Below are 13834 nucleotides of genomic sequence, written 5' to 3' on the forward strand. Positions count from 1 at the left end.
GTTATCTTACTTTATTTAGATAAGATTTTTTCTAGCACTTTGTTAAACTCTTCAATCTTTTCTTCTGGATTTTCTGACATACATGCATCTTTAACACAGTGTCTTAAATGCCCTTGTAGTATTGTTACATCAGCTTTTTTTATTAACGATTGAACCGCCATCAATTGATTTGCTATGTCAATACAATATCTATCATCTTCTATCATTTTTATTATTCCATCTATTTGCCCTCTGGCCGTTTTTAATGATTGTAATGCTTTCTTTTTTTCATCATTCATATTATACCTCCCCACCCCCCTGAGGGGGGTTTATATGAATTATTATAGATCAATTTTTTTATTTGTCAATGATTAGTTTTATCATTAAATTAATCTTTATTCTATTTTTATTAATATTCTGTAAAGTTACACAAAATAAAATAGAGTTAGCTATATATTTTAAAATTTAATATATAAATAACTCTACTTTATTAACTACGCACTCTCTAAACATTCTATGAACACTTTCACTATATTCGGATCAAATTGCTTTCCCGAATTCTTTTTTAACTCTCTAATTGCTTCATCTTTAGATAAGGCATTCTTGTAAACTCTATTAGTAGTCATAACATCATAAGCATCCGCAACGCTCACTATTCTCGCTATAAGAGGTATCTTGTCCTCTTTAAGTTTCAGCGGATATCCATTTCCATCCCATCTTTCGTGATGAGTTAATACACCTTTAGCTACACTTTCTAGATGATTTGCAGCTTTAATTATTCTATATCCCTTTTCTGTATGACTTTTTATAATCCCAAATTCTTCTTCTGTTAAATTATCTAATTTTAATAATATCGACTCATTTATCCCTATTTTTCCTATATCATGCAATTTTGCTACTAATATAAGCTCATCCATAACTGAAAGTGGCAATGATAGTCTTTCCCCTATTTTTATGGAATTTTCAACAACCCTCTCTGTATGTGCTTTAGTTTCTAAACTTTTTTCCTGCAATGTAGCCTGTAATGATGATATTACTGAGCTATTAAAACTATTTTTTTCTAATAATTTTTTTCTATACACCATATCTTCGGCTTCTTTTAAAGTATCATATATTGATTTATCTAAATCATAAGTAACTGAATATCCTAAAGCTATACTTATTTTTATTAAATCATGTTTATAATTATTGCAGCTATCTATTATATTCTTTATTAGAGTTTCACACTCATTTTCTTTTGCCTTTGGAATTATAATAGCAAATTCATCTCCACCAATTCTAAAAATTAGTTCATTCCCTTTACAAACATCTTTTAAAACTTTAGTTGTTAATTTTAATAGCTCATCGCCTTCTTCATGACCTAATGTATCATTAACTATTTTGAGGCCATTCGTATCTCCCATTATTATACCCATAGGTAAATTTTCTTCTTTAAATATTTTCTTTGCTTTTTCTTCAAAACATGTCCTGTTGTATACTTTAGTTAAAATATCCGTATAACTTAAATACTTTAATTTTTTTTCTATCTTTTTTCTATCAGTTATATCTAATAATAGCCCTATTATTCCACTTACTTCATTATTATCATTTAAAACTGGTGTCTTAATGATTTCCGTGTATAAATTTTCTCCATTCCCTAATTCTATTTTCTCTTCTTTTTTTACTGTTTTTTTAGTTTCAAAAACTTTTTTATCTTCTTGAATAAATCTATTCTTTGACTCACATATCGATTCATTTAACGGATTCTTATTTTCTATTATGCTTTCCTTATCTTTGCTAAGTAAATCATCAAATTTCTTATTAGTATACAGATATCCTAATTCTCTGTCTTTATAAAAGATTCCAGCTTGAAGCGAATCTAAAATCATTTCAGTAATACTTTCTTCTTTAGATATTATCGGAATATCTATTCCCGCTATTCCTTCTAATTTCCCATTATCATCTATCAATGGAAATACCGTAGAATCTACTTTTATTCCTTCATTTGTGTATCTCTTCTCTTTTACAGTAGACATACTATTCAATGCTTTACTGCACATTTCATTACTTTTATCAGCTATTTCTTTTCTGTATAAATCTTCTTCACATAACCCTATAATATTTCCCTTTTTTATATTATTTATATCTATATATCTCTTATTTGTATATATGAAGCGTAAGTCTTTATCTTTTATCCATATAGATTGCGGGACTGCATCAACCAAAAGCCTAAATATTTTTATATCCATAAATACCTCCTTCACACTAATTAATATATAATCCATATTATGATTATTAATGTAAATCGTCCCTTAAACAAATCATACCAAACATAATATTTCTCAATAATATCTAATTCTATATTATATAAATTATAACATTATACTATATCAATCAAAACTACTAGATATTACTTATTATAATATACTAAAAATACATAAAACAAATCTTCACTAATAAACCTTTGTTTTATGTATTTTACATATTTAAATATACATATATTCATTATAATAATCTTTTTTTAATAAAGTTTCAATTTTATCCATGTATTTTTCACATTTTACAAAAGTAAATTTATGAATAAACTTACTTTTAATCTCTAATCCCTCTCTTGAATTATCTTTTAACAATCTATATGTAGTCAATGCCAGCATTTTAGCTATAGCTATATATCATCGATTAATTCAATAATTTTTTCTTGAACTTTATCCATAATAAATTTCTCCTATAAATGCTTTAAATTATATCATCAGTTTTAACAGTGTCCAGTATTATCTCTTTTTTTATTTTTTAGATATTAATATATTATTTGGAAGCCAGTTAAATAAATTAATAGTATTTAATTTATATATTATTATAATAATTCATATAATTCCTATTATATTTCTATAAATCATTGACAGTCAAAATAATACATGTATAATATTAAATAACAAATAAATATTTATTACTCTTATTACGAGTGGTGGAGGGACTGGCCCTATGAAACCCAGCAACCTGATAAACTTTCATTTAGTTTATTGTGGTGCTAAATCCTGCAGGTTTACCTGATAGATAAGATTGTCATTGTTATTTATGTACGCATAAGTCACTTCTTATCTCGAAGTGACTTTTTTTATTACACTTTTAAGCGCGCAATGTAATAAAATTTTAATTTAATTATTAGGAGATGATATTTTATGAATATAGAAACACTTTCAGTACAGGGATCGTCAGGCGGAGATGAAAAGACAGGAGCTATAAGCTTTCCTATTTATCAAACTGCTACATTCAAACATTTAGGACTTAATAAAAGTACCGGTTACGATTATTCTCGTGATACAAATCCAACTAGGGAAGAAGTAGAAAAAACTGTAGCTAAATTAGAAAAAGGTATAGGTGCAATTGGCTTTTCTTCTGGTGTTTCAGCAATTGTCTGTTGCATTCATCTTTTTAAATCTGGTGATCATATAATATTATCTGAAGATTTATATGGTGGAACTTTTAGACTGTTCAATGAAACTTTTAGTGATTTTGGAATAACCTATTCTTTTGTAGATACTACTAATACTTCTAATATAAAAAATGCTTTGAATGAAAATACTAAAGCGATATTTATTGAAACACCATCCAATCCTACTATGAGAGTAACTGATATAAAGGCAGTTGGCAAAATCTCAAAAGATAATAATATACTCTTAATTGTTGATAATACATTTCTAACCCCGTACTATCAAAAACCATTAACACTAGGTGCTGATTTGGTCATACATAGTGGCACAAAATATCTAGGAGGACATCATGATTTATTGGCTGGCTTCATTGTTGGCAATGATAAGAATTTACTTGATAAGCTAAAAAGAACACATATGTCAATTGGAGCAACTCTCTCTCCATTTGACTCCTGGCTACTTCTTAGAGGAATAAAAACCCTTCATATAAGATTAGATAGAGCTCAAGAAAATGCGCTAAAATTAGCAGAATTCCTAAAATCAAATTCTAATGTTAGCAAAGTATTATATGTGGGCTTAAAAGACTTTAATGGATATGATGCTAATCTAAAACAAGCCACTGGTTTTGGTTCTACATTATCATTTAGGATTAAGGACAAGTCATTGGTTCCAAAGATATTAGAGAATGTCAAAATAATTAAGTTTGCTGAAAGTCTTGGAGGTGTAGAAACACTTATAACTTATCCATTTACTCAAACTCATGCAGATATTCCTGAAGATATAAGGCAACGTCTAGGAATAGACGAATATCTACTAAGATTGTCTGTTGGTATTGAGAATGTTAATGATTTAATAGATGATTTACAAAATGCCCTTAATTCATAGAAATAAAACTATATTTTATTTCCTATATATATAAATCTAATATCAGAAAATTATAGTCTATAAAATAAATTACTAATTAAATGAGGTGCTAAAATGAATTTTGGAACAAAATTAATACATGCAAGTGGAGATATAGACAGCGCCACTGGTTCTGTAAGTACTCCAATATATCAAACATCAACATTTCATCAATTTGATATAAATAATTTTGGAAAATATGATTATTCTCGATCTGGAAACCCAACACGTGATATTCTTGAAAATTTAATTTCTGAACTTGAAGGAGGTGTAAGAGGATTTGCTTTTGCTTCAGGAATGGCAGCAATTTGCTCAGTTCTTTCACTTTTTTCTGCTGGAGATCACATTATAATTTGCGGTGATGTATATGGAGGTACATATCGTGCTGCCACTCAATTATTTTCTAGATTTAATATCGAATTTACATTTGTAGATGCATCAAATATAGATGAAATCGCTAATGCATTTAAAGGAAATACTAAGGGCTTATATTTAGAAACGCCATCAAATCCTTTATTAAAAGTTACAGATTTAAGATTTGCTTCTAATATAGCTAAAGCTAATAGATGTATTACAATAGTTGATAATACATTTATGTCTCCTTATCTACAAAGACCTTTAGAACTTGGTGCAGATATAGTAGTTCATAGTGCAACAAAATTTCTAGGCGGACATAGTGATGTTATCTCAGGACTAGTTGTAACAAATAACGATGAAATTGCTAATCAAATATATAAAATACAAAATACTTTCGGTGCTGTCCTTGGACCACAAGACTGCTTCTTGCTAATAAGAGGAATTAAAACATTAAAAGTAAGAATGGATGCACTTCAAAATAACGCCTATAAATTAGCAAAATGGCTTAATGAACAAGATGAAGTCGAAAAAGTATATTATTTAGCTTTAGATTCTGCTGAAGGAAAAGAGCTTCATTTTTCTCAAGCATCTGGCGCTGGCGCCGTTTTGTCATTTAAATTTAAGTCTTTAGAAACAACAACTTATTTTTTAAATCATGTGAAAAATGTAGCCGTAGCTGTAAGTTTAGGTAGTGTTGAAACTATTGTTTCATATCCTGCAAAAATGAGCCATGCTTCAATTCCAGTTGAAAAAAGAAATGATTTAGGTATCACAGATACATTAATAAGAGTATCTGTCGGCCTTGAAGATATTGAAGATTTAATAGCTTCCTTCAAAGAAGCTATTGTTTAGAACATAAATATATTCTGTAGAATCAGAATTTAGTGGATAACAACCGAAATTCAATATATGATAGGCTCGATTGCAGGGAAATTTAAGCTTTTAATTTCTTAATGCAATACTACGCCTATCATATATTGAATTTCTTTGTTTTGCTCTAAAATCATAGATGTCTAACTTTTTTTAGTTATAATTTATGTTTTTAGGAATATTACAAGTCTAAAAATATAGTTTTCAATCACTTGTAATAATTTAGGAAGCTACTTATAAAACACCGGTATCCACCAATAAATAAGCAAAGATCCGAATTGCAGCATAGCTGCTCTTCTTATAAGTGCACATTTGTAAGAATTTAAATTCATATATTTATAAAAATATATCTGGATACTCAGAGTTTATATGGAATAAAGAAATAAAGCATTTATGTTGGCGGTGTCTTGCATTGAAAAATGAAGCTTTAAAATTTTTCATCAATGATTGTTCCAAAATTGTTTGTCTAAAAACTTGCTTTTTGGAGCAAACATTTTTGGGCACAATCATTGATGGTTAAATTTTTAGCTTCATTTTTGTAGCAAGCGAGCCAACATAAATGCTTTATTTCGGTTGTTATCCACTAAACTTTGATTCTACGTCCTTTATTTATATTTTCAACAATATATTTAAATATTAAAAAATATAAAGTTTATTAATATAAATGCGACATAAAAAATTATATAACCTATTGACCATTTATTAAAAAAACAATATCCTAACCTTTTTTTGAATGAAAATATCTTATTATTTTCCCTCACCATTAATTTAAAATCATTCTTATATTTATTAATAAAAATTATTAATCCTATAACACCACCCATAATAATTATAGTTGAAATTATTGAAGATAATATTTGATTGTATCCTGAAATACAACTTATCACTGTAGCTATTGTATTATTGAACATATGGATTATAATTGCCGGAACTATGGAATCTGTTTTCACAGTAACAAATGCTAATAATATTCCTAGTAATAATGGTGTCATAAATTGAACTAAATTTAAGTGAAACATAGCAAATATTATTGATGTAAAAATAACAGCTGTAAATTCTCCATGTTTTTTCATAGACTTTAGGACTATTCCCCTAAATATTATCTCTTCTAAAAGTGGTCCTAAAATACATATGTACAAAATGTATATTACTTGCATTGACATACTAGATGGGAACGTGAAATCTGGTGCTGGTATTGTTAAACCAATAATTTGTATTATTGTTGAATAAATCAAATAGATCCCTGTGCTTACTAACAGTACTCCCCCAACAGATATCATTCCTAATGGTATTATACTTTTTGAGTATTTTACTTTTTTAAATATATCTCTTTTTATACTTAAGTTAGCTGATTTTAATCCTATTATTATAACTAATATATCTACTAATATACATGGCACTATTCCTAAAACTATATTCAAAAATTCTTTATCTAAAATAAGTGAAGAATTCTTACTTATCATTGAATAAATAACTAATATAATTTGCGATAATATCACCAGAAGCTGAGGTAGTAATCCTAAGATAATCATAAGCCTAGTACACTTGCCTGCTGATTCCTTAATATGATCCTTTAAAATTTCGCTTTTTGTTGCAAGTTGTTCTTGAAAATCATCTATCATTAAATAAATCCCATCCCTTCTTTAGAAGCAATCTTATAATTTATATCTTTATATTATATCACATAGTCCCGATATATTCCTACTAACTCAATTATAGACAAACTTTAATTATATATAATCAAACTTTAAGAGACAGGAATTTATCACAACAAAATTCCTGTCTCTATATCTTACAATTTCTATACTATTTTTATTCAGCAATTACTTTTCTAAGTTTGTTTTTTCTCTTCTTAATTATTAAATAAATTACTCCACCTACGCTAAAGTTCATTATTGTAGAAAGGACTGCTGTAATAATTGCTATTTTCCATACATTTACTTGATTATTTGAGTTATTATTGTTTAAAGATGATAATTTTTCAGATAAATTAGTTACTCCCTCTACAATATCCTCATCTTTTTCTATAGTTCCTTCTTCAACTAATAGTAATGTATCTTCTAATAATTTAATTCCAAAACTAATAGTCATTCTCATAGGTTTTATATATATATATGCTTTTATCTCATCATTAATATCATTTATAGGAAATCTTAAAGATATTAATTCATTTTCAGTATCATTTAATATAACTGAATGAGATACTTCTTGACCATTAACTTCAAATTTAAAGTTTTCCATAGAATTAGATCCACTAAATGTAACTGTTGCGTATAACTTCCCATCAATTTCTTCAACTATACTAGTTTCATTTAAGTATTTTCTTGCCATTGTACGACCCATAGCACTGTCACTCACTACTTCATTGTTTACAGTATATCTCTTAAAGTATTCCTTAGCCTCTAATTCTGATTCATCAACCAAAATATCCTCATAATTTTCATTTTCTACATTATTTGTACCAGTTTTAAATCCTAAAGTTGACCCTAATATGCTTGATGAATTTCCATTTGATGCATCTCCACTTAATGTACCTGCAACACTTCCACCACTTATTTGTGACTCACTTTCTTCTGTATTAACTAATTCTAATGTTGATTCTAAGAATTTAATACCAAAAGAAGTATCTGTCCCCATTGCCGTAATATATGTCTTTACTGTAAGTTCAGTTGATAAAGCTGGTACTTTAAATCTTATTTCCATAGTATTATTACTTTTATCTTGATTTACAACATCATAATTTATCTGACTTCCATTTATAAAAATTCTTACATTTTGCATTATATTAGTCTGACTTAATCCTAATGTTATATAGTGATCCACATCATTTTCTACTTCATAGTAGGATACTTTATTTATTGCTGCTCTTGCTGCATTATACCCAATTGAACTTTCTGTTAATATTTCATTATTTACTTTATATGTTACTCTTTTATATAAGGAATTATTTCCAGAATTTAAGTTTCCTTGTTGTGCATTATTATTAGATATATTACTATCAACTGCTATATTTTCTGAATCAGATACCGTATTGTCATCTTCGTCATCAGTATCCTCATCATCTTCATCATCATAATCATCTGCATCATCATCTTCTTCTAAAGTACTCTCTCTTAACTGTACTCTAAATTTAACATCATCATGTACACCTAGACTTGCTATTCCAGTATCTATACTTGTAGTCACTAATATTTCATCATCTAATGATCCTATTTTAAATTTTATATAAAGTTTATTTGTAGTTTTATGTACTGTATCATAACTTACTTTTTTACCTTCAACCTTTACAGATATGTTAGACATCATCTTACGTTCTGTAAATTTTAAAGTAAGATATATTTTGCCATTCTTTACAGTAACAACACTTTCCTTATCTACATAATCTCTTGCGTGAGATTCAGAATTCGAATTTTCCTTTAAAACTTTATTTTTTATTGTGTAAGTTCCGTCTTCTAATTCATCACCTTCATCATCATCCTCATCTTCATCTTCTTCATCTTGAGTACCGTTACTATTTCCAGAATCACTTCCTGAATCAATTGTTCCTTCATTTGGAGGAGTAACAGAATTTCCTTGTTCATCTTTTAATGTACTTGTATCCAAAGTAACATTAAAATCTGTATTATTAACATAATTCATTTCAGTCACTGTAATTGTACATGCAATTAATATCTTGCTACTTAATTTATTTATATTAAAAGATACAGTCCCACTTTTGTCATTATTTTTAACAACATCGGCTTCTACTTGTTTACCATCAACAGTTACTGCTAGATTACTTAGAACTGACATATCTTTAATTTTTAAAGTAAATTTATATTTACCATTTTCAACCTTTAAATTTCCTTGCTTTTCAATATAGCCACTTGCATAAGATTGTTCAGTAGTTCCTGTCTTTAATATTTTATTTTCTATCGTATATGATCCATCACTTAAAACTTCTACCTTTGAGTTATTATCAGTACTATCCTCTGTGTCATCGCTTGCATCATCATCCTCACTATACTCTTTTTCAAATATTTTAAAATCAATATTATGATTCATAATATGTCCCATTGCATTTACCGTTACACCCATAACAATTTCATCATATAAAGAATTTATATCAAGTATAATAGTTTTTGTTGAATTAAACCCTTCCCCTTCAGATTCTACTTCATATTCTACTTCATTACCATTTACTGTTACAGTATTAAATGTCATATATGATCCCATACTGAAAGTAATAGCTAAGTTCATTTTCTGATTTTCAACTTCAAGTACACTTTCCTTTATATATTTAGATCCATTTGAAGTCATAAAATCTTCTAATACATATGTACCATCTTTTATTATATTATTTATAACAAAGTCAATATTATGTGTACTGTTATAAAGTCCAGCTTTAACAGCTACTCCTATACTTATATCATCTGAAATAGAAGTGATCTTAAATTCCATTTCAAACCTATCTTTACCTGAATTTTTTATTTTTGCAACTTCATTTTCATTTACAGTGGCAGTAGTTTCAGATATCATTGATCCTCCTGTAAATGTGATTACAGCTTTCATTTCTCCATCTTCTACTTCTAATACACTTTTTTCTATAAATTCCTTAGCTTTAGACTCTTCTTTTTTACCTTCTTTAAATATATCTGCATCTAAGCGATAAGTTGTGTGTTGCTCTATAAGTCCATTTATAATAAAATCACCAGAATATTTATTTGTAAAGAAAGCTGATTTAACATATGCTTTAATATTAATTGAATCTGTTACTGATTTTATTTCAAATTCTATTGTAAATTTGTTATCATCAAGTTCGTTTCTTTTCACTGTAACAGAATTATTATTTACTCTCACACCTAGATCAGCTATCTTTGCTGAGTTATTCAATGTAAGAACTACTTTTAAAGTTCCATCGTCACCAACTTGTAGCTTACTTTTTTCTAAATAATTATTTATTTTAGAATATTTCTTTTCATTTTCATTAAATAAACTATAATCCAAAGTATACTCTGATTCTATGCAGAAATATTCTTCTTGCTCTTCATCTATTACTGAGATTTCTTCTTGATTTTCTTCTCCTAAATTAAAGTCTCCTCCTATTATAAAATCTTCTGGCGAGACTTCTTCCCCTTCTGATTCTTCTGTATTTTTACTTTCGTCTTCTTCTATATTAACATGTGAATCTGTTGTTACCTGTGTATCTGATATTAATATATTGTTTATTTCTTCTGCACTAGCCGCTTTTATATTTGGTACTAATCCTACTATTATTAATAACGCCAATAATAATGATAAAAGTCTTTTATTCATTTTTCCCCCTAAATTATATAAAAAATTTTTTAAGTATTTATATTATTTTTTTAAATTACATATTCTCTTACAATGAGATTTAATCATTTTAATGTTCAATAATGCGTGTGCAATTATGAGAATAAACATCAATAGTGCCGCTTTTCTATGAATTATAGCCCAAACAGCTCTGTTAACTGTTGATATATTAGTAAATATAGTTACTGATACTAGTATTCCGCTAACAAAAACAATGAAGACTAGTACAGCTAATATGGCATTAATTATATACATTCTTCTAATTTTATTATTAAGGTTTTTATCAAATATTTTTAAAGTTATATTTTTTACCCATGAAAAATTTAATGCTAAATGTACTATTACAAGTAACGTTACAAAAATGCCTAATACTTCATGCATATGCATACCTGTTATTTTAATCTTAGTTAAGCAAACAAATATTATAGTCATAATTATGTCTACTAATATTTTAAAATATATTTTTTTACTGTGTGCATGCTTCATATTTACTTGTTCCTTTCTCTATAAACATTAATTAGGTTCTTTATCAGCAGTTTTCACTTTAAATACAAGATAATAAAATTTTAAAATCATAACAGCTATTATTATTATTTTTACTATCCATTTATCAACAAAAATCAGTGGAAATAACATCATAAAATATGCAAATAATAGTATTGTCCATTTTTGTTTTAAAGTCATTGACCTAGTCTTTACATAACTCTCTAGATACTTTTTATAAATATTTGTTCCCTTAAACCATTTATCAAATTTATCTGAACCTTTTGCAAAGCAAAAAGATGCTAACAATAAGAAAGGTGTTGTTGGAAATACAGGAAGTATTACTCCCAGCCACCCAAGTCCTAATACTAGGAAACCTGCTGCTATATATATTTTTTTTGATAGTTTATTCATTTTCTTTCCCCACTTTACTTAAACTTTATAATAAATCAATATAAACAATGCCTTATTAATTCAATTGGATTATAAATAAGAAGTCTTGGTCCTGAGAATTTCATAACCTTTTTGACTTTTTCCTTCATGTCTTTTTTATAACAGTGGATTGGACATTTGCCACAAGTTGTTTTGTCATCTCCAAACTTACAATGAGATAATCTTAAATGAGCATAATTAAGTAACTCTGCACATTCTTCACAAAGTTCATGTTTACATTTATGATTTTTTTTGCAGTAAATTTCTATCATTAACTTAATCACTTTTTTTTCATTTTCAACTCTGCCAAGCTTTCCCATCTATTTATCCTTTCTCGTTTGCTTTCGATAATCATTATCAATAAATATTTTTTAAATATGGAGGATCATAAATTAACCCTCCATATTACTCTCTTTTAAAGATTTATTATTTTTCTATCCTCAATTTTAAATACTTTATCACAAACTGCTGTTGTTGATTTTCTGTGAGATATCAATAGAATCGTTTTTTCCATGCAATTTTCTTTAATTGATTTTAATATCTCTGCTTCATTTAATGTATCTAAATTACTTGTAGGTTCATCTAAAATAAGAACATTACCTTCATTTACAAATGCTCTTGCAAGACCAATTCTCTGCTTTTCACCTGATGAAAGAAGTCCACCAAGCTCTCCTACTTTTGTATTATATCCTTGAGGAAGTGTCTCAATAAAATTATGTATTGAAGCTTTTTTAGCTGCTTTAATTACTTCTTCATTTGTTGCATTTCTATTACCTATTTTAATATTCTCCATTATAGTATCATCAAAAAGGTAAGTTTCCTGGCTTACTAAAGTCTGACTTTCTCTTAATGATTTAGTCGGAATATCTTTTATATTTTTATTATCTATTTTTATACTACCTTCATTAACATCCCAAAATCTCATAAGAAGTTTTACAAATGTACTCTTACCTATTCCACTTTTACCTATAAGTGCAACCTTATCACCCTTTTTTATATCTAATGAAACGTTACTTAGCACATCTTCTATTCTTCCTGGATAAGCAAATGTAACGTTACTATATTCTATAGAATTACTTTCTACAGTTTCTTCTCCACTAATTTCTTCAACATAAGGTTTTTCATCTAATAGATCAAATAATCTTTCTGCACACGCAAATGTGTGAAGCAGATTATTTGATAAATTGCTTAATGCAACTACAGGTCCAAATGATGATGCTATAATAACTATTCCTATTATCATTTCACTAAAGCTTATACTTCCACTTATATATTCTCCAAATCCTACTGCTACAAATGTTAATATTGCTATCATAACCGTTAAGTCTGTTAACGCTCTTATTATTCCTTCATGATCTTTTATTTTGTGCATGCTTTTATTTAAATTAATAGAATTTTCATTTATCTTATCTAGTGTCTTTTTACCATTATTAAATAATAATATTTCCTTTAATCCTCTTAAAGAATCAAGTAAGTATGAATTACTTTCTGCAAAATCTTTTCTATACTCTACACCTGCTTCTTTTGCTATCATAGATGAGACATATGGAATTACAAATCCAACTATTAAGAAAAATACCGCACCTAAAATACCAAACAAAGGATTAATTAGATATAATACAATTGTTATTATTAAGTTTGTTAATATAGCAATTGCTATAGGTGCTATTGTGTGAGCATAAAATACTTCTAACAACTCTATATCTGAAGTTATTAGAGAAATTAAATTGCCTTTTTCCTTGCTTTCTAATTTAGCAGGTGCTAATTTTCTTAGCTTAGTAAAAACTTTATCTCTAAGTATTGCTAATATTTTAAATGCAATATAATGCCCTGATAATTGTTCAGCATATCTTAATAGACCTCTTAATACTGCGCATACAAGCATAACAATAATAGAATTCTTAAATGATATAAATGTAATATCTCCAAGTGTAGTTCCTATTGCAACCGATCCAAAAACTGCAATTGCAATAGCTGCAAGATATCCTAAGACACCCATTGTTATAGTGATTGCCATGATTGGTGCTAAGGAATCTAACTCAACAATTAATCTTCTCATTATAGAAAATCCAGACCTTCTTTTCACT

Annotated in this window: 10 protein-coding genes and 1 riboswitch; of the genes, 2 read left to right on the plus strand and 8 right to left on the minus strand. The window is 27.6% G+C overall.

Going from position 1 to position 13834, the window contains the following annotated elements:
• Positions 1-11: 11 nt before the first annotated feature.
• Positions 12-278: a metal-sensing transcriptional repressor gene (locus tag CNEONATNEC86_RS19415; RefSeq protein ID WP_058296789.1), complete on the minus strand. Its 267-nt coding sequence runs from the start codon at positions 276-278 to the stop codon at positions 12-14.
• A 195-nt stretch (positions 279-473) separates the two neighbouring features.
• Positions 474-2207, minus strand: a complete 1734-nt coding sequence (locus CNEONATNEC86_RS19420) for a sensor domain-containing diguanylate cyclase/phosphohydrolase (protein ID WP_159117062.1) — start codon at positions 2205-2207, stop codon at positions 474-476.
• A 701-nt stretch (positions 2208-2908) separates the two neighbouring features.
• A riboswitch (SAM riboswitch) is annotated at positions 2909-3019 on the plus strand.
• Between the two features lie 118 nt (positions 3020-3137).
• Here CNEONATNEC86_RS19420 and CNEONATNEC86_RS19425 point away from each other — a divergent pair.
• Positions 3138-4274: a trans-sulfuration enzyme family protein gene (locus CNEONATNEC86_RS19425; RefSeq protein ID WP_159117066.1), complete on the plus strand. Its 1137-nt coding sequence runs from the start codon at positions 3138-3140 to the stop codon at positions 4272-4274.
• A 93-nt stretch (positions 4275-4367) separates the two neighbouring features.
• On the plus strand, positions 4368-5501 hold the full coding sequence (locus tag CNEONATNEC86_RS19430; protein ID WP_159117068.1) for a trans-sulfuration enzyme family protein: 1134 nt from the start codon (positions 4368-4370) through the stop codon (positions 5499-5501).
• A 647-nt stretch (positions 5502-6148) separates the two neighbouring features.
• On the opposite strand, the gene CNEONATNEC86_RS19435 is transcribed toward CNEONATNEC86_RS19430, so the two are convergent.
• From CNEONATNEC86_RS19435 to cydC, 6 genes are all read right to left on the minus strand, one after another.
• Positions 6149-7141, minus strand: a complete 993-nt coding sequence (locus CNEONATNEC86_RS19435) for a CPBP family intramembrane glutamic endopeptidase (protein ID WP_058296793.1) — start codon at positions 7139-7141, stop codon at positions 6149-6151.
• A 190-nt stretch (positions 7142-7331) separates the two neighbouring features.
• Entirely contained in the window at positions 7332-10814 is a 3483-nt protein-coding gene (locus CNEONATNEC86_RS19440) for an NEAT domain-containing protein (RefSeq protein WP_159136703.1), read from the minus strand.
• A gap of 42 nt (positions 10815-10856) precedes the next feature.
• Positions 10857-11264, minus strand: a complete 408-nt coding sequence (locus tag CNEONATNEC86_RS19445; protein WP_230132183.1) for a DUF4405 domain-containing protein — start codon at positions 11262-11264, stop codon at positions 10857-10859.
• 81 nt (positions 11265-11345) lie between these two features.
• Positions 11346-11729 carry a YbaN family protein gene (locus CNEONATNEC86_RS19450; RefSeq protein WP_159136704.1) on the minus strand — a complete coding sequence of 128 codons (384 nt, stop codon included), beginning with the start codon at positions 11727-11729 and terminating at the stop codon, positions 11346-11348.
• A gap of 35 nt (positions 11730-11764) precedes the next feature.
• Positions 11765-12067, minus strand: a complete 303-nt coding sequence (locus CNEONATNEC86_RS19455) for a nitrous oxide-stimulated promoter family protein (protein WP_058296797.1) — start codon at positions 12065-12067, stop codon at positions 11765-11767.
• A gap of 95 nt (positions 12068-12162) precedes the next feature.
• Complete coding sequence (cydC, locus tag CNEONATNEC86_RS19460; RefSeq protein ID WP_159136705.1) at positions 12163-13833, minus strand: thiol reductant ABC exporter subunit CydC; 1671 nt, start codon at positions 13831-13833, stop codon at positions 12163-12165.
• Position 13834 lies beyond the last annotated feature (1 nt).

This window comes from Clostridium neonatale (genome assembly GCF_900465025.1).
Taxonomy (GTDB): Bacteria; Bacillota; Clostridia; order Clostridiales; family Clostridiaceae; genus Clostridium; species Clostridium neonatale.